General features: G+C 68.8%; 9 protein-coding genes and 1 tRNA gene. 7 read left to right on the top strand and 3 right to left on the bottom strand.

Annotated features, from left to right (window positions below; translation table 11 throughout):
* Positions 1–8: 8 nt before the first annotated feature.
* Together JF52_RS0101655 and JF52_RS0101650 are read left to right on the top strand one after the other, a co-directional pair.
* The gene (locus JF52_RS0101655) at positions 9–3,281 is read left to right on the top strand and encodes an ATP-dependent helicase (RefSeq protein WP_033104782.1); all 3,273 of its coding nucleotides are present in this window, start codon (positions 9–11) and stop codon (positions 3,279–3,281) included.
* Positions 3,278–6,751, top strand: coding sequence for an ATP-dependent DNA helicase (locus JF52_RS0101650; RefSeq protein WP_033106170.1), 3,474 nt, complete (start codon positions 3,278–3,280; stop codon positions 6,749–6,751). Before JF52_RS0101655 ends, JF52_RS0101650 begins: the two co-directional genes overlap by 4 nt.
* Here JF52_RS0101650 and JF52_RS0101645 read toward each other — a convergent pair.
* Complete coding sequence (locus JF52_RS0101645) at positions 6,697–8,091, bottom strand: phosphotransferase (protein ID WP_033104781.1); 1,395 nt, start codon at positions 8,089–8,091, stop codon at positions 6,697–6,699. The two genes, JF52_RS0101650 and JF52_RS0101645, sit on opposite strands and share 55 nt — an antisense overlap.
* 64 nt (positions 8,092–8,155) lie before the next feature.
* On the opposite strand from JF52_RS0101645, the gene nudC reads away from it, so the two are divergent.
* Together nudC and JF52_RS0101635 are read left to right on the top strand one after the other, a co-directional pair.
* On the top strand, positions 8,156–9,067 hold the full coding sequence (nudC, locus tag JF52_RS0101640; protein ID WP_033104780.1) for an NAD(+) diphosphatase: 912 nt from the start codon (positions 8,156–8,158) through the stop codon (positions 9,065–9,067).
* 28 nt (positions 9,068–9,095) lie between these two features.
* Positions 9,096–10,817, top strand: coding sequence for an ATP-dependent helicase (locus JF52_RS0101635; RefSeq protein ID WP_033104779.1), 1,722 nt, complete (start codon positions 9,096–9,098; stop codon positions 10,815–10,817).
* 912 nt (positions 10,818–11,729) lie between these two features.
* Here JF52_RS0101635 and JF52_RS0101630 read toward each other — a convergent pair.
* Positions 11,730–13,145: a zinc-dependent metalloprotease gene (locus tag JF52_RS0101630; RefSeq protein WP_033104778.1), complete on the bottom strand. Its 1,416-nt coding sequence runs from the start codon at positions 13,143–13,145 to the stop codon at positions 11,730–11,732.
* Positions 13,146–13,262: 117 nt separating this feature from the next.
* Between JF52_RS0101630 and JF52_RS0101625 the strand changes: the two genes are divergently transcribed.
* Positions 13,263–14,357, top strand: coding sequence for a YlbL family protein (locus JF52_RS0101625; RefSeq protein ID WP_152594793.1), 1,095 nt, complete (start codon positions 13,263–13,265; stop codon positions 14,355–14,357).
* A 161-nt stretch (positions 14,358–14,518) separates the two neighbouring features.
* The gene (locus JF52_RS0101620; protein WP_033104777.1) at positions 14,519–17,443 is read left to right on the top strand and encodes a UPF0182 family membrane protein; all 2,925 of its coding nucleotides are present in this window, start codon (positions 14,519–14,521) and stop codon (positions 17,441–17,443) included.
* A gap of 258 nt (positions 17,444–17,701) precedes the next feature.
* Here JF52_RS0101620 and JF52_RS0101615 read toward each other — a convergent pair.
* Positions 17,702–17,775, bottom strand: a tRNA-Met gene (locus JF52_RS0101615).
* A 69-nt stretch (positions 17,776–17,844) separates the two neighbouring features.
* Between JF52_RS0101615 and JF52_RS0101610 the strand changes: the two genes are divergently transcribed.
* On the top strand, positions 17,845–18,648 hold the full coding sequence (locus tag JF52_RS0101610) for a carbon-nitrogen hydrolase family protein (protein ID WP_033104776.1): 804 nt from the start codon (positions 17,845–17,847) through the stop codon (positions 18,646–18,648).
* Positions 18,649–18,681 lie beyond the last annotated feature (33 nt).

Genomic DNA, 18,681 nt, shown 5'->3' with positions numbered 1-18,681 from the left:
TGGATGCCATGACAGAGGATGCCGGGCAGCGAGCCGTCGTCGAGGCGGCTGCCGAAGCATCCGGAGTCATCATCGGTGCTCCGGGAACAGGCAAGACGCAGACCCTTATCGACCGGGTCGCCGCGCTTCTCGGCCATCACGCGCTCGCGGCCGAAGAGGTGCTGGTGCTGACCCCGAACCGCCAGGCGGCGACCGTGCTGCGCGACCGCATCGGCGTGCGCATCGGTCAGGCGACTCCTGGCCCGCTGGCCCGATCCCTCGGATCATTCGCCTTCCAGCTCGTCCGCGGTGCGATGGTCAACGCGGGTGAAGAGCCTCCGGCGCTGCTCACCGGCGCCGACCAGGACCGCATCATCGCCGATCTGCTCGCCGGCGACCTCGACGACGAGACGGCAGGGCACCCGTCGCGATGGCCCGAGGCTCTGAGCGCCGGCGTGCGCGCCTCGAAGGGATTCCGCTCCGAACTGCGCGCCTTCCTCGCGGAGTGCACCGAACTGGGAGTGCAGCCGCACGAGTTGCAGGCTTCGCAGCGGCCGGTCTGGCGTGCGGTCGGCGCGTTCGTCGACGAGTACCGCGCCGTGCTCGCCGGCATGCGCACCGCGTACCGCGACGCGGCGGATCTGCTCAGTGAGGCGGCGGCGATCCTCCGCGATGCCGATGCTGCGATCCTCGGCCCGCTCGCGCCGCTGCGAGTCGTGCTGATCGATGACGCGCAGGAGATCACCAGAGGCGGCATCACCATGGTGCGCGCGTTGCGCGCACGGGGCATCGCGGTCCTCGCGTTCGGCGATCCCGATATCTCCTCCGGGGCGTTCCGCGGGGCGAGCCCGCAGCTGTTCCATGAGCTCTCCGGGGTGCTCGAGCGCCTTTTCGTACTGGAGACGCCGCATCGTCAGAGGCCGGCGCTCACCGATCTGACCCGCACCGTCACTCAGGCGATCGGCGTCGCCGGACGAGTCGAGCACCGTCGCGCACCGGGCCCCGCACCCGAGGTCCTCGACACGCCGGCATCCGCCGACGCGCCGGTGCAGGCCTTCCTCGCCCCGTCACCGTATGAAGAGGCCGACCGCATCGCGGGCACGCTGCGCGACTGGCATCTCACGCATGGGATCGCGTGGAGCGACATGGCAGTGATCGCCCACGACACCAGGCAGGTGACGTCGCTCGAGACCGAGCTCGCCGCGCGCGAGGTGCCGACGCGGGCAGCCGGTGTGCAACGGCCACTCGGCAGCGAGGGCGTCGTGCGCGACATCGTCGGCATCGTGCGGTTGGCGCTCACCCCGGTCGAGGCCCGTGAACCCGAGATGCTCGTCGACGCGCTGCGTTCGCCGTTCGGAGGGATGGATGCCGTCGGCCTCCGCCGCCTGCGGGCGCGGCTGCGCCACGTCGAACTCGCCGACGGGGGATCGACGCCGGCTTCCGAGCTGCTGCGCCAGGCCATGGCCTTTCCCGCGCATTTCACATTCGTCGACGCGCCCGAGGCGAGAGTCGCTGCACGTTTCGCCACGACGCTCGCCGAGACGGCCGCCGCGGCTGAGGCGGGGGAGACGATCCACGAGCTGCTCTGGCGCATCTGGGATGGCTCGCGCGCCCTCGACGGTTCCAAGCTGCAGCAGTACTGGCGGGCGGCGGCGGAGCAGCCGGGCGGCGGAGAGACCGCCAGGGCGCTCGATGCACTCGTCGCCCTGTTCGACGCGGCCAAGCGCTTCGTCGAGCGCACGCCGAATGAGCGCGCTGATGCGTTCGTGCGAGACATCCTCGACAGCGAAGTGCCGGAAGACACGCTCTCCACGCCCGACAGGCCCGGACTCGTGACGCTGCTGACACCCGCGACGGCGCTGGGCACGCAGTTCGATGCCGTCATCGTCGCGGGAGTGCAGGACGGGGTGTGGCCGAACGTCCGGCTGCGCGGGGGGCTGCTCGAGACGTGGCGCCTGGCCGATGCCGTCACCGCCGCGCGCTCCGGTGAGCCCGAGACGGCGCCTGGCGTACTGGATCGGCGCCGTGATGCCCTGCATGACGAATTGCGCCTCTTCGTTCGGGCGCTGTCGCGGGCGCGCTCACGCATCGTCGTCACCGCGGTGGATGACGATGCCACAGGCCCCAGTGCGTTCTTCGGGTTCCTGCCGGAACCGCCGCCCGCATCCGCGCACCCCGCGGCCGAGCACCCGCTCACCCTGCGGGGCCTCGTCGCCCGGCATCGGCGCACACTCACGAGTTCCCCCGACGCCGACACCCGAGCGGATGCGGCGGGTCAGCTCTCGGTGCTGGCACGCGAGGGTGTGCCTGGCGCAGACCCGCGCGAGTGGTACGGCATCGCCGCGTCGTCGACGTCGGCGCCGTTGCACGATCTGTCGATCAGGGCCGCGCGCGTCTCACCGTCGAAGATGGAATCGTTCGAGGAGTGCGAACTGAACTGGGCGATCGCGGCGCTCGGCGGCGATACGGTGCTGCCACCGTCGGCCGGGATGGGCACGATCATCCATGAGGCGATGGAGACGGTCACCGACGGCGATCTCGAGAAACTGCGGGCTGTTGTCGAAGAGCACTGGCCCGAGCTCGACTTCGAGACGGCATGGATCGGGCGCAAGGAGCGCCGCCGCGCTGATCTGTACATCGAACGCCTGCACGCCTACCTCGGGGAGGTGGCCGGTGATCGCGGACGCGTGCTCGCGAGCGAGGTGGAGTTCCGTTTCGCCGTTGACGTCGCCGCCGTCGAGGAGCCGCGCACGGACGACGACCCCGTCGAGGCGCCGGCCGTGCATGTGGGCGAGGAAGCCGACGGCCCGAACCGGGCGGTCGTGCACGGTTTCATCGATCGGGTCGAGGCGTACCCGACCGGCAAGGGAGAGCATGCTGCCGCACGAGGTCGCGGCTGGACCGACATGGCGGAGGGAACGAACGGAGAACGGGTCGTCGTCGTGGATCTGAAGACCGGCAAGAACGAGCCGACCACCGATGCCAAAGTCGAGGAGCACGCGCAGCTCGCGGCCTATCAGGTCGCAGTCGACCATGGTCTGATCGACGGCGCCGATGCCGGCGCGCTCGCGGGTGCCCGGCTGCTGCTCGTCGCCAACACGCTGGCCGGCAGCGATTACCGTGTGGCCCATCAGCACACGTTGATGGGTGATGCGCGCACCCGATTCCTGAACCGGCTCGCATCGGCGGCCAGGGGGATGTCGGGAGACAGCTTCACCGCTCACGTCGAGGCGCACTGCGCCGACGTGCAGTGGCGTGTGCACCCGTGCCGCATCCACACCGTGCCGGCGGTCAGTGCATGACGTCGTGGAATGCGCAGGGCCCAGGCCTCTCGGCGCTCGAGGTGGCAGCGGCACTCGGACAGCCCCCACCCACGACGGCGCAGCAGCGCGTCATCGAGGCACCACCCACGCCTGCGCTCGTGGTCGCCGGTGCGGGCAGTGGGAAGACCGAGACCATGTCGGGCCGCGTCGTCTGGCTCGTCGCGAACGGGCATGTGCGCCGCGACGAGATCCTCGGGCTGACCTTCACCCGCAAGGCCGCAGGCGAGCTGGCCGAACGCATCGCCGCGCGGCTCGCGGTGATCGACGAATACGGCCAGCGCGGCCTGCTCCCGCACGTCCCGGAGATCATCGCCGCCGGGATGCTGAGACGCGTCGACGAGGCATCTCCTGGCGCACAGCGTTCGCTGGTGCGCTCGCAGGTCCTCGGCGAGCTCGCCGAGCACTTCGAGACCGGATGGGATCCGACCTCGCCGCGGACGGCGGAGGATCTGATGATCCGCCCCCGCGTCTCGACGTACAACGCGTTCGCCGACTCGATCGTGCGCGAGCATGCGCCCCGGATCGGCCGTGACCCAGACGTCGCCATGCTGAGCCAGGCTGGGTCCTGGATGCTGGCGCGCGAGGTCGTGCTGCGGGCCGACCTGCCGGAGCTGGAGGGCATCGAGTACGCCGTCGGCACAGTCGTCGACGCGGTGCAGCGGCTCGCCGGCGACGCGCTCGACCACCGAGCCGATCTGGAGAGGGCGGAGCGGATCGCGCTCGAGCATGCGGTCGCCTTCGCGCCGTATCGCAGCAACGCCGACATCGCGAAGGTCGCCGACAACCTGCTCGCGCTGCCCACGCTCACCGCGCTCGTGCGGGCGTACATCGCCGAGAAGCAGCGCAGGGGTGTGCTCGACTTCGCAGATCAGGTGAGCGGCGCCTACGACATCGTGGAAGCATCACCCGATGTGCGCGCCGACCTGCGCGAGCAGCATCGGGTGGTGCTGCTGGACGAATATCAGGACACCTCGGTGATCCAGACGCAGTTCCTCGCCGAAGTGTTCCGGGACTCGGCCGTCATGGCGGTCGGCGACCCGCACCAGTCGATCTACGGCTGGCGCGGTGCGAGCGCCGACAACCTCTACGCGTTCGCGCGCACTTTCGCCCGCGATACGGCGCCTGCGGACTTCAGCCTCATGACGAGCTGGCGCAACGACAGCACCATTCTCGACGTGGCCAATCGGGTGCTCGAGCCGCTTCGACGCCCCGGACTCGACGTCCCGCCGCTCGAGCCGCGCCCCGGCGCGGGGACCGGCGCGGTCGGCATCCGGTACCCGCTCACTGTGCATGACGAGGCGGCTGAGGTGGCGGAGTGGTTCGCCGAGCGGCGAGCGGTATACGCGACATCGGCGCGCGCGGGGGCGTCACCCCACACGGGGGCTGTCCTGTTCCGATCCAAGCGTCACATGCAGACCTTCGCCGAGGCGCTCGCGGCGCGGGGCATCCCGCACCGCATCCTCGGCCTCGGCGGTCTACTGACCACGCCGGAGGTGGTCGATGTGGTGTCCACGCTGCGTGTCCTCCACGATCCGAACGCGGGCTCCGCGCTCATCCGACTGCTCGTAGGGCCGAGGTTCGGCGTCGGCCTCGCCGACATGGGTGCGCTGTACGACCTCGCCTCGGAACTGTCCAGACGTGACAGCGGACTGCTGCCGCTGCCCGACGAGCTGCGCGCGCGCATCCGCTCCTCACGGGGCGCCGACGAAGCCGTGTCGATCGTGGATGCCGTCGATGTGGTGCGCGGGCTCCGCGACGACTATCGACTCATCGAACGCATCACCGAAGAGGGGCGGGCGCGGATACGCGCGGCGGGTGAGATGCTCGAGCGCCTGCGTCGTGCGTCGGCGCAACCGATTCCGGAGCTCATCCGCCTGATCGAGATCGAACTCCGACTCGACATCGAACTCGCCTCCAACGAGACCCGCGGACCCGCCCGCGTCGCGGCGACGCAGCTGCGCGCCTTCGCGGACGAGGTGCGTGCGTTCCTCACCGCCGACGACCGCGGCACGATCGGGTCGCTGCTGGCGTGGCTCGACAAGGCCGAGAGCACGGATGAGCTGATGCCCCGGCCGGAGCCCCCCGAGCCGGGCGTCGTCCAGCTGCTCACGATCCACGGCTCCAAGGGACTCGAATGGGATGCCGTCGCCGTGGTGCGGTTCGTCGAGGGAGAGCTTCCCTCTCGTCCCACCGACACGTCGGGCTGGTTCGGATTCGGTGTGCTGCCCTTCGCACTGCGTGGCGACAGCGCCGCGCTGCCGCACTTCCAGTGGGATCCGCCGGCGGATGCCGACCTCGATCCGCAGAAGCGGCTCAAGGCGGGCGTGGCATCTCTGACGAGCAGGAGCAAGTCCGGCCCCGGCGCACTCACGGTGTTCAAGGACGCCTACCGCGAGTACCAGCAGCAGGAGGAGCGCCGGCTCGCATACGTGGCGATCACCCGTGCGCGCACCGATCTGCTTCTGACCGGAGCGCACTGGGCGGGGCAGAAGAGCCCTCGTGAGGCGAGCCCGTATCTGTGCGAGGCCATCGACGTGCTGGGGCTCGATGCGATCGCAGCGGTCGACGATGACGAGAACCCGTACGCGGGGGAGGGAAAGACCAGTGTCTGGCCGCTGGATCCTCTGGGCGGCCGTCGTGCGGTGGTCGAGTCCGCTGCCGCGCGCGTGCGCGCCGTCGAGGGAGAGCCGGTTGCCTCCGTGCAGCTGGGACGACTGCTCGCCGAGCGCGCCGAACGTCAGCGCGGCATCCGCGCGGAACCGCCTGCGCGCGTGCCTGCATCGAAGTTCAAGGACTACGTGACCGACTTCGACGGCACGGTGCGTGCCCTGAGCAGACCCATGCCGGAGCGGCCGTACCGGCAGACGCGCCTCGGCACGCTGTTCCACGCCTGGGTGGAGCATCGGTCGGGGCTGGTCGGAGCCGGTGCCGGTCCCGAGAGCGCCTTATGGGACTCCGACGAGGAGCAGCCCGACCAGTGGAGCGTGTCGGCCGCCGATGAGGCCGACCTCGCGCGTCTGCGCGAGATCTTCGAGGGGAGCGAATGGGCGACGCGCCAGCCGATCGCCGTCGAGATCGAGATCGACTTCGCTCTGGGTTCCGGCTCTACCGACCTTTCGACCCCTGAGCCCGTCGCAGGGGCGGTGGGCGAGGGTCACATCGTCATCTGCAAGCTGGATGCCGTGTACCGCCGCGAGGATCGCGGCGGACGTATCGAGATCGTCGACTGGAAGACCGGCAAGGCACCGCGCAACGCCTCGGAACGCGAAGAGCGGATGCTGCAGCTCGCGCTGTATCGCCTCGCCTATCACCGCCGCTTCGCAGTGCCGCTCGACGAGATCGACGTCGCGCTGTACTACGTCGGTGACGATCTCGTCATCCGTGGCGACCGGGTCTATTCGGAGGAGGAGTTGGTCCAGCGCTGGAGCGCGGCGCGCGCGGCGCGCTGAGCCTCATCCGCGGGGTCGGCGTCGTCGCTCCCTGGACGGGAGTCGTTCCCTGGACGGGAGCCGCTCCCTGGACGGGAGCCGCTCCCTGAGCCTGTCGAAGGGTGCGGCTCGGTTCGCGGGGGCGCTTCGACAGGGTCAGCGACCGGGTGAGGCAGCAGGTCGGAATCAGCGAGATCGCTGAGATCCTCGGTGGAATCGCCCACGTAGACGTCACCCCCTGCGACGCGACCATCTTCGGCACGACCACCGACAGGTGCGTCGGCGACCGCGTCATCCTCGCCGGGGAGCAGATCCCGCGGGTTGTACGCGTCGGTCTCCATGGCGGTGTTCACGTGCGTCGACGCTGTCTCGGGCACTCGCCCCAGCGCGTCCATGGCGGAGTCGACGCCCTCGCTGCGCTGAGCGATCACAGACAGATCGTTCTCGCGGAGTCCTTCCGACAGGGCTTCGAGCAGCCCTGCCGCGTCGTCCACGATGTCGCTGCGGTGCAGCGCATCGCCGTGCACCAGCCAGCGCGCGAACTCGAGCTCGGCCAGCAGCCGTGCCCGCAGTGCCAGCGCGCCATCGGGCGCTCGGTCCGAGGCCTGTGCGTATGACGCGTGCACATCGCCGGCGGCATCCGATGCGGACGAGAGCCAGGCGAGGTCGACTGCGGGATCCCCGAGCGCGAGTCCGTGCCAGTGCACGAGGCCGATCACGGACGGGCCGGCATCGGGGTCGTCTTCGAACAGGAACGACGTCGCCTGCACGCCGCCCAGTGTCACGGCGGATTCGAAGCGCCAGAGATCGTCGTCCTCCACGGCCTCGCGCCAGCGGACAGTGAGGCGTGCGGGGACGCGCCCGGTCGCCGCGGCGCGATCGACGAGTTGGCGGACTTCTTCCCTGGCTTCCTCCGCACTGCGGGCGGTGAGTCCGGCGCTGCGCACCACGGATGCGGGCAGCGCGTGCACTGCAGCGATCGATGCCCCCATCGACTCTGCCGCTCCGCGACCTGCCGGCACATGGGACGCTTCGATCTGGAATCCGGGCAGCAGTTCGGTCACGAGTGCGCGACCGTCGGCGAGACGCGTCTCGCCGACGTATTCCGGTGCTCGGAAGGGCAGCATGGCGCGTGCACCCGCGGTCAGCGCGCGCAGCGCGAGCGACTCGGAGGCGAGCTCGCGCGCCGTCTCGTCGTCGTCGCCGACGCGGATCGCGAGTTCGCGCCCATCGGCGAGTGTGACGACCGCTGAGTCGAACCGACCGTCGCCGTCGGCTGTCAGAGTTCGCGCCCCGACGACCTCCGCCCCGGACAGTGCGGCTGTGACCGCCGCCGCTAGAGTAAAGGGAGACCGTGCCATGCCCCCAGGTTAGGTCCGCTCGGGTGCGGTTGCGCCTACGCCACGCCTGCGAGAGAGGGAGTCGATGACTGTCCGCCGTGCCTTGTTCGACCGGGCCGCGCATCTGCGCGACGAGCCGGGGATCCTCGAGGCGCTGCGCGCATCCGGTGATGTCCGCGTGATCGTCGTGCGCGACGGCCGCGTCCGGATCGATGACGGCGTGCTGGTCGCAGTCGCGGCAGACGAGGTGGCAGAGGCGCAATGGGCTCTGCTCGGCAGGCACAGCGACACGGGTCCTCTTCTCCTCGCTGTGGAGGCCGTGTCCTCCGACTCGATCGATGCGGCACCGGCGGAGACCTGGCTCGGACTGCGCGATGCCGGTGGCCTTCTCGACCCCGAGAGCACAGAGCTCCTCGTCGAATCGATCGCACTCGCCGGGTGGCTGACCGACGCGCGCTTCTGCGCGAAGTGTGGATCCGACACCGAGCTGCGTCAGGGCGGATGGTCGCGCAGGTGCAGCGCCTGCCAGCACGACATCTTCCCGCGCACGGACCCTGCGGTGATCGTCGCGGTCGAGAGCGAGGACGGCGAGAGGCTGCTGCTCGGTGCGAACGCGAACTGGCATGGTCGGATGTACTCCTGCTTCGCCGGCTTCGTGGAGGCCGGCGAATCGCTCGAGCTGACGGTGCACCGCGAGATCGAGGAGGAGGCCGGAGTACGGCTCGACTCCGTCCGCTACATCGGTTCTCAGCCGTGGCCGTACCCGCGTTCCCTCATGGTCGGATTCCGCGCGACAGCATCCGACGAGCGCCGCGCACGCCCCGACGGCGAGGAGATCATCGACGTGCGCTGGTTCACGCGCGAAGAAATCGGCAGCGCGCTCGACGGCGACGGCCCGGTGGGCCTGCCAGGGCCGGCGTCCATCGCGAGATCGCTCATCCAGGGCTGGTACGAGGATCGGGCGCCGGGTGCACTGAACGAACGGGCCCCCGAGTGAGCGCGGCTCGTCGGAACGCAGAGTCGAAGTGAGCGCGCTCGACGCCCTCGACGAACGGCAGCGGGAAGCGGCATCCGTGCTGCGCGGCCCCGTCGCCGTGCTCGCAGGTGCGGGTACCGGTAAGACCCGTGTCATCACGCATCGCATCGCGCACGGGGTGGACACGGGAGCGTATTCGCCGAGTCGTGTGATGGCCGTCACCTTCACGGCGAAGGCAGCGGGTGAGCTCCGCGGACGCCTGCGCGGCCTCGGTATCGAAGGCGTCGTGGCCCGTACCTTCCACGCGGCCGCCCTCGCGCAGTTGAACTTCTTCTGGCCGACCCTCGCCGGATCCCCCGCGCCGAGCATCATCGACAACAAGGTGCGTGTGCTCGGGCAGGCCGCAGAGCAGTTGCGGCTGCGTCCGGACACCGCCACGCTCCGCGACGTCGCGAGCGAGATCGAATGGCGCAAGGTCTCGATGCTCTCGATCGAGCAGCACGCCGCGCTCGGACGCTCTGTCGGGCGGATCAGCACCGAGCAGCTCGCCGCGCTGCAGCAGGGCTACGAAGCTCTCAAGGACGACCGTCGTCAGCTCGACTTCGAAGACGTGCTGCTCGCATGCGCCGGGATGCTGGAGGCCGAGCCGCGGGTGGCCGCGTCCGTCCACGAGCAGTATCGGCACTTCACGGTCGACGAGTATCAGGACGTCTCGCCACTCCAGAACCGCCTGCTGGAGATGTGGCTCGGCGACCGCAGCGACATCTGCGTCGTCGGCGACGCCAGTCAGACGATCTACTCGTTCGCGGGGGCCGATCAGAAGTACCTGCTCGAGTTCGGACGCCGCTACCCGAACGCCACGGTCGTGCGGCTGGAGACGAACTACCGCTCTCAGCCGCCGATCCTCGCCGCCGCCAACGCGCTGATGAACGGCCGCGCCGGCGCCCTCGAACTCGTCGCGGCCCGCGAGTCGCTCACTGCGGAGACGCCGACCGTCACGACGTACGAGACCGAGACGGACGAGGCCGCCGGCATCGCCGCCTCGATCGCCGCCAGGATCGCTGCCGGCGCCTCGCCGTCCGAGATCGCGGTGCTCTACCGCGCGCACTCGCAATCCGGCGCGATCCAACAGGCTCTCGGCGAGGCGGGCATCGCATCGCGTGTGCTCGGCGGCAAACGATTCTTCGACATGCCGGAGGTGCGCCAGGCCGTGCTCGCACTGCGCGGCGCCTCCGTGGCACCGACCGAGCGGGGCTTCCTCTCCAACGTGCAGAAGGTGCTGCGCGAACTCGGCCTCAGCGACGAACCGCCGGCCGCAGGAGGAGCCCAGCGCGACGGCTGGGAGGCACGGCGCGCTATCCTGCGTCTCGCGGAGGAGGCGCCGAGCGAGACCACGCTCCGGTCGTTCAGCGAGATGTTGATGGCGAGGGCGAAAGACCAGCACGAGCCGACCGTCGAGAACGTGACGCTGTCGACCCTGCATGCCGCCAAGGGTCTGGAGTGGCCGCACGTGCACTTGGCGGGGTGGACGGAGGGCGCGCTGCCCATCTCATACGCGACCGGATTCGACGCGATCGATGAGGAACGGCGACTCGCCTATGTCGGTATCACGCGCGCCGCTCGAACTCTCGCACTGTCGTGGTCTCATTCCGCTGGGCGACGGGAGCGACAGCCGTCGAGATTCCTCCAGGAGATCGGAACGACTGCTCGCGGCACCGGCATTCTGCGTGAAACCGTACCGAACGCCAGACGCGGCGGCCGTCGGGGCTGACCCGTACGCACTTGCTCGTGCGGCCGGGCTCGGCGAGGATGCGTGCGGCGAGGGCTGCGGCCTCGGCCGTGCGCGCGGCGGTGATAGGACCTGATGCCGTCCCCACCAGCTGCGCGTGCAGCGTAGGCCATGCTGCATCGCGCTCACGCTCATGGCCGTCGCGGCAGGACAGGCACGGCGTGCGACCTGGCTCGACGAGCGGGCCGATCGTCGTACCGCCCGCTTCGAACGCGATCGGCAGGTGCGTGAGATCATCGCGCAGGTGATTCGCGAGCTGGCGGGCGGATGCTGCGCCCTCCACCAGCACGACGGCCACAGCGCCCGGAGTGCCGCGTTCGGTCGTGCGGAAGCCCTCGTCGACCATGGCGATCTCGGTACGGGCCGCGATCCGTGAATCGGCCATGTCGAGGCTCTCGATCCAGATGCGCGGCAGCGGAGGCGGATCCTTGTGCAGCACGGGCTTGAGGGCGTCGAGAAGCTCGCGGGCTCCATCGCGCGGAGCGCCGGCGCTGTGTGCGATCACGTCGAAGGCGCTCAGGCGGAATCCATCACGCAGCGACTGCAGCAATCGGTCGATCCATGGCTCGGAGACCTCGACGCGCACCACGCCCTCCATGCCGAACTGCACAGTGTCGGCGTCACGCCACAGAAGAGGATAGGCAGGGTCCAGGCGCGTCAGCGTGGGTGGTGTGATGGGCGGCATGCACCGATTCTGCCCACCGGCCGTTCCCCGTGGGGCGGCGGAGGCTGATCAGTGGAGAAAACCGTGCCTGCGGCCGATGTGCAGTGCGAGTCGGCGCGACCGTTGCCGTGCTCGCGTGCAAGTCTGGCGGCCAGCCGTAACTCTGGCGGTCGCAGATCGTCCGTCTGGCCGCCAGAGTTGCTCAGGGCCGCCAGAATCAGGGCGCGCGCTCAGACCGGGGTCTCTCCGCCCTGATTCTTCTCATCATCGCCCTGCTCGGCATCATCCGCTTCGGCGTCGCCCGGCTTCTTCTCCTCAGAGAAAACGTCGCCGGCCAGCAGCCGGGTCAGTGCTTCATCGAACTCATCCGCCACGGGCGCCTCACCGCGCGCGCGAGCCTGGAGCCGCTCGATCAGCGCGGTCGGGTCGTCGATGTCGGCAGCGGTCGGCTGAAGATCCGGGTAGTCCCAGAGCGAATCGCGGGCGGCGATGCCGACGGCATCCGTCACCTTCTGCCACATCGCGGATGCTTCGCGCATGCGGCGCGGGCGCAGCTTGAGCCCCACCAGCGCACCGAGCGCGTCTTCGGCCGGCCCGCCGACCGCGCGACGGCGTCGGGCGGCCTCGGCCAGCCGCACGCTGTCGGGCAGTCGCGAAGTGGCCTCGGCGGTGACGACATCCACCCAGCCGTCGACCATGGCGATGATGTTCTCCAGACGGGAGAGCGCCTCGCGCTGCGCCTCGGTCTGCGCGGGCAGCAGAGCGCCGCCCTCGATCGCCGCACGCAGCTCTTCGGGGTTCGAGGGATCGAGGCGGCTCGCGACGTCTTCGAGCGCCTCGACGTCGACGGTCACGCCGCGGGCGAAGTCGGTGATCTGCGACATGACATGCAGGTGCAGCCACTTCGCGTGCCGGTACACACGCGCGTACGCCAGCTCGCGGGTCGCGAGATACAGAAGGATCTGATCCTCTGGGATCTCGAGACCCTCACCGAACGCCGTGATGTTCTGGGGGATCAGAGCGGCCGTGCCGGCCGGAAGCACCGGGATGCCGACATCACCGCCGGAGACCACCTCGAGCGAGAGATTGCCGAGCACCTGCCCGAACTGCGCCGCGAACACCGATGAGCCGAGCCCTCGCATGAGCTGGCCGGCGCCTTGGATGGCCTCGCGCATGTCGTCGGGCACCTGGGTGTCGAGCGCGCTGGTGAGGGCATCAGCGATGCTGGTGGAGACGGGGCCGGCGATCTCCTTCCACACCGGCAGGGTCTTCTCGACCCATTCGCCGCGCGTCATCGCCTGCGGATTCTCGGCGAGCTCCGAGATCGTGGTCGCCTCGCCCAGCCAGAGATTCGCCAGTGCGAACGAGTCCACGAGGGAGTGGCGCGAGCCGTCGGTGATGCCCTGCCCTTCGCGGTTCGCGATGTGCAGCGCCTGGCGCAGGGTGTTCTCCCACGGGTCGCCGCCGAACGCGCCCTGCAGCTGGCGCATGAGGCCCGCCATCATCGCGGGATCGATCTCGAGGCCGTCCGCGCCGCCGAGGGCGTTCTGCAGCGCGCTCAGGTCGAAGTCTCCGACGCCCGCGCCGGACATCATCTTCCGGAGGAACTCCTGGAAGTCCTCGGGGTTGGGGTCGTTGTCTGCCATGTCGGTCGCCTCTCAGCACGTCGCTAGCCGTGACATCTACGCTAGTTGCAGGATTCTGCACGCGACCCCGACGCGGGCAGATCGCTGTACGCCGGTCGCGAACGACGGAGGATCCACTTGGCTCACGCGCGCACACCCAGGGTCGGCCTGGGCGTCTGGGCACTGATCGTCGCGCTCGTCGCACTGGTCGTGCTGACCTTCCTGCCGACGCCGTATGTGATCCAGCGCCCAGGGCCGGTCTACGACACGCTCGGCACTGCCAAGGGCGAGGACGGCGAGGAGGTGCCGCTCATCGCGATCGACGGCGCAGAGACGTTCGAGACCGGTGGCAGCCTCAACCTGCTGACCGTGCAGGTCGTCGGAAACCGGGAGCGCACGCCCTCATGGTTCGAGCTGGCGCTCGCCTGGATGGACTCGTCGCGCGCAGTCGTCCCGATCGACGCGGTGTTCCCCGAGGGAGTCACGAGTGAGGATCGCGACGAGCGAAACGCCGCGCTGATGGTCGACTCGCAGCACGAGGCGACCGCAGCCGCGCTGAACGAACTCGGCTACGACACCGGCGCCGAGGTCACGGTGGTGGAAGCGATCGAGGACTCGCCCGCAGCCGGCGTTCTCGAAGAGAACGACGTCATCACGGAGATCGACGGTACGAAGGTCACCGGCGCAGCCGAGCTGCGAGCCGCCATCCAGGATGCTGAAGGCGACGCGGTCGAACTCACCGTGCTCCGTGGCGGAGACCAGCAGATCGGGGTCGAGATCACTCCGGAGCTCGACACCACCGACGGCGTCGACACCTGGTTCATCGGCGTGACGCTCACGACTCAGTACGACTTCCCGATCGACGTGACGATCCAGCTCGACAACGTGGGCGGTCCCAGCGCCGGCATGATGTTCGCGCTCGGCATCGTCGATGAGCTCACCCCGGGGGAGATGACCGGCGGCAACGACATCGCGGGCACCGGGACGATCGACGCCGCGGGCGCGGTCGGCCCGATCGGCGGCATCCGCCAGAAGCTGTACGGCGCCGTCGACGCCGGTGCCGACTACTTCCTCGCCCCTGCGTCGAACTGCGACGAGGTCGTCGGGCACGTCCCCGACGGGCTGCAGGTGATCAGCACCTCGACGCTCGAGGAGTCGCTCGACGCGCTCGAGGTGATCGCGAACGGGGGCGACGTCGACGCGCTGCCCACATGCACGGCATCCGCGTCCTGACCCTGCCGGCATCCGCTCCCTGACCCTGCCGGCATCCGCTTCCTGACCCTGCCGGCATCCGCTCCCTGAGCCTGTCGAAGGGATTGCGCTGAGAGCGGACCGTGACCTCACCGTCATCACAGGCACAGCCCGCTCACCGAGAGCGTGCATAGGATGGAAGGGTGACCACGACCTCGGCGCCGAATCCGGCCACGCCCCGTACCTCCCGACGAATCATCACGATCTCGCTGGTGATCATCGCAGCGATAATCGCTGCGTTCTTCGTCTTCGCCGCGCTCTACACGGACTTCCTCTGGTTCGACCAGTTGCAGTTCGCGAACGTCCTCACCACGCAGTGGCTCGCCACCGCGGTGATGTTCGTGGTGGGGTTCCTCGCGATGGCGGTGCCGCTGTTCATCGTGATCCAACTGGCATACCGGCTGCGCCCGGTCTACGTGCGACTGAGCTCGCAGCTCGACCGCTACCAGGAGGTCATCGAGCCGCTGCGCCGCCTGGCGATGTGGGGCATGCCCATCTTCTTCGGCCTGTTCGCCGGCTTCGCCGCCGCAGGCAACTGGGAGACGGTCTGGCTCTGGTTCAACGGAGGTGCGACCGGTGAGGTCGACCCGCAGTTCGGCATGGACACCGGGTTCTACCTGTTCGCGATGCCCTTCTACTCGATCCTGCTGGCGTTCGTGTCAGCGGTGATCCTTTTGTCGCTGATCGTCACAGCCCTCGTGTCGTATCTCTACGGCTCGGTGCGCATCGGCCAGGGCGAGCTGCGTATCTCGAAGCCGGCTCGCATCCAGCTGGCCGTGCTCGCGGGGCTCTACCTGCTCGTCCAGGCAGCGAGCCTCTGGCTCGACCGCTACAAGACGCTCGTCACCGAAGAAGATCGCATCACCGGCGCGGCGTACACGAGCGTCAACGCGACGATCCCCGGCATGGCGATCCTCGCCATCCTCGCTGCGCTCGTCGCGATCCTGTTCTTCGTCACGGCGGTCATCGGCCGCTGGCGCTTCCCGCTGGTGGCGACCGGTCTGCTGATCGTCGCATCGCTCGTCGTCGGCATCGGCTACCCCTGGGTGGTCGAGACCTTCCAGGTGAAGCCGAACCAGAACAGCTTCCAGGCCGAGTTCTACCAGCGCAACATCGACGGCACCAAGGACGCCTACGACATCGCCGACCTCGAGGTGACTCCGTTCAAGGCGGAGACCACCGCCGAGGCGGGGCAGCTGCGCAATGACGCCGAGACCACGGCATCCATCCGCATCCTCGACCCGAGCATCATCAGCCCGACGGTGCAGCAGCTCGAGCAGTTCCGCAACTACTACCAGTTCCAGGAGACGCTCGACGTCGACCGCTACAACATCGACGGCGAGATGCAGGACACCGTAGTGGCGGTGCGCGAGCTCAACGTCGACAAGCTCGGCGACAGCAACAGCTGGAACAACCGCACCGCGGTCTACACTCACGGCTATGGCCTCGTGGCCGCTGCCGGAAACCAGCGCACGAGCGAGGGTGAGCCGGTGTTCCTCGAGCGCGGCATCCCGTCCTCCGGATTCCTGACCGAAGGCGAGGAGTACGAGCCGCGCGTGTACTTCGGTGAGAACTCACCGCTGTACTCGATCGTGGGCGCGCCGGAGGGCACCGACCCGGTCGAGATCGACTATCCGCGTGGCAAGGACGGCGCGAACGAGACGAAGAACACCTTCGATGGCGACGGAGGCCCGAGCGTCGGCAACACGCTGAACAAGCTGCTGTACGCGCTGAAGTTCCAGGAGGCGGAGATCCTGTTCTCCGACCTCGTGAATGATGAATCCCAGATCCTGTACGACCGGGACCCGATCTCCCGCGTGCAGAAGGTCGCTCCGTACCTCGAACTCGACAGCGACCCGTACCCGAGCGTCGTCGACGGTCGAGTTGTCTGGATCGTCGACGGCTACACGACCAGCTCGACGTACCCGTACTCGACGAGCGTGAGCCTGTCGGATGCGATCGCCGATTCGAACACGGCAGCGCCGAACTTCGCGATCGACGACATCAACTACATCCGCAACTCGGTCAAGGCCACCGTCGACGCGTACGACGGCTCGGTGACCCTGTACGCATGGGACGACGAGGACCCGATCCTCAAGGCTTGGCAGAAGGTCTACCCCGCGACCGTCGAGCCGATCAGCGAGATGTCGGCCGACCTCATGAGCCACGTGCGCTACCCGACCGATCTGTTCAAGGTGCAGCGCGAGATCCTCGGTGTCTACCACGTCGACACCGCCGGATCCTTCGCGCAGCAGGACAACCGCTGGCAGACGCCGAACGACCCGCGCAACGACAACCAGCTGCAGCCGCCGTACTACCTGTCGATGCAGATGCCTGGGCAGGATTCGCCGCGCTTCTCGATGTTCTCGACGTTCATCCCGGCGTCCTCTCAGGGGACGACGAGTCGTAACGTCCTGATGGGCTATCTCGCGGTCGATTCGGATGCTGGCGCGACTGCCGGCGAGAAGGCAGACGGCTACGGTCAGTTGCGGATGCTGGAGATCGATGCGGACACGACTGTGCCCGGTCCAGGTCAGGTGCAGAACACGTTCGACTCCGACACGACCATCGCCGACAAGCTCAACGTGCTGACCCTGGGCAAGTCCGAGGTCAAGTACGGCAACCTGCTGACGCTGCCCGTCGGCGGCGGTCTGCTCTATGTGCAGCCGGTGTACGTGCAGTCGTCCGAGGGAACTCAGCTGCCGCTGCTGCAGAAGGTGCTGGTCACGTTCGGTGACAGCATCGCCTTCGAAGACACGCTCACTGCGGCGCTTGACGTCATCTTCGGCGGCGACTCCGGCGCGAGCGGCGGAGACGAAGAGGTCGAGCCCGTCGACCCCGGTGACGGCACGAACCCTCCGGACGAGGGCACGACCGATCCTGATGAGGGCACGACGCCGCCGCCGGCCGACGCGGATGCACGTGAGACGGCTCTTGCCGCCGCACAGCAGGCGCTGACCGACCGCGACGCGGCGCTGAAGTCGGGCGACCTCACGGCGTTCGCCGAGGCCGACAAGCGCCTCACCGCCGCGATCACCGATCTGCTGGCTCTGGAGTCCGCCGAGTAAGAACCGCGTACAGCAGAACGGGCGTCCCGCGAGGGGCGCCCGTTCTCGTACATACGGGGCCCGTTCTCTCACACCGCTCCGGGCGTCTACCTCGACCGGCGCATCCCGCGAGCGATGCCGGGAGAGTTTCGGGGGTAAAACTCGATCTGAACCCCGGAAACTCTTCTCGCATCAGCCCTGGGCGCTCGCGCAGGGGAATGCGAAAGGCCCCTGATCGGGATTTCTCCAGATCAGGGGCCTTTCTTGTGTCGCTTCTCGTTGCGGGGACAGGATTTGAACCTGCGACCTCCGGGTTATGAGCCCGGCGAGCTACCGAACTGCTCCACCCCGCGGCACGTCTACTAGCCTAACACGGGTTTCGGAGCTGGTTAACCACGGGCAAACTGCGCGAGGATGGAGACATGTCCGAGACCGCCGCACTCACCGTCGCCGTCTGCCAGTTCAGCCCGACAGCCTCACGGGCGGACAACCGCGCCCGCATCGCGGAGTTGACGGCGGATGCCGCGGTCAGGGGAGCGCGCCTGGTGGTGTTCCCCGAATACTCCAGTTACTTCGTCGACCCGATGGATGCGACCCTGGCCGCGAATTCCGAATCTCTCGACGGCGATTTCGTCGGTGCGCTGCAGGCGACGGCATCCGCTCACGACGTGACGATCATCGCCGGCCTGGTGGAATCGGCGGGGGATCGGGTGCGCAACACGCTCGTCGCCATGGATGCCGCCGGCCTGCGTGCGACGTACCGCAAACAGCATCTGTACGACGCCTTCGGGCAGACCGAGTCGGACTGGATCGAGGCCGGGGAGCTCGGCGCCCCGGAGACGCTCGACGTCGGCGGACTGCGCATCGCGATGATGACCTGTTACGACCTGCGCTTCCCCGAGGTCGCTCGCACGCTCGTCGATGTCGGAGCCGACGTCATCGTCGTTCCGGCGGAATGGGTGCGCGGCCCGCTCAAGGAGCATCACTGGACCACGCTGCTCGCAGCGCGCGCGATCGAGAACACGGTCTACGTCGTCTCCGCCGATCACCCGACGCCCATCGGAGTGGGGCACTCGCAGATCGTCGATCCGCAGGGTGTGGTGATCGCAGGAGTGGGCACCGCCGAGGGCATCGCCGTGGCAGAGCTCACGAAGGATGCCGTCACCCGTGTCCGTGAGGTTAACCCGGTTCTGCGGCTGCGCCGCTACGGCGTCGTCCCGCGCTGAGTCGATTTCGACGCGCTGCGCTCGCTCAATCCG

Origin of the sequence: Microbacterium profundi (genome assembly GCF_000763375.1) — a bacterium.
In the GTDB taxonomy this organism is placed as follows: Bacteria; Actinomycetota; Actinomycetes; order Actinomycetales; family Microbacteriaceae; genus Microbacterium; species Microbacterium profundi.
This window is presented reverse-complemented; position numbering and strand designations above follow the sequence as displayed.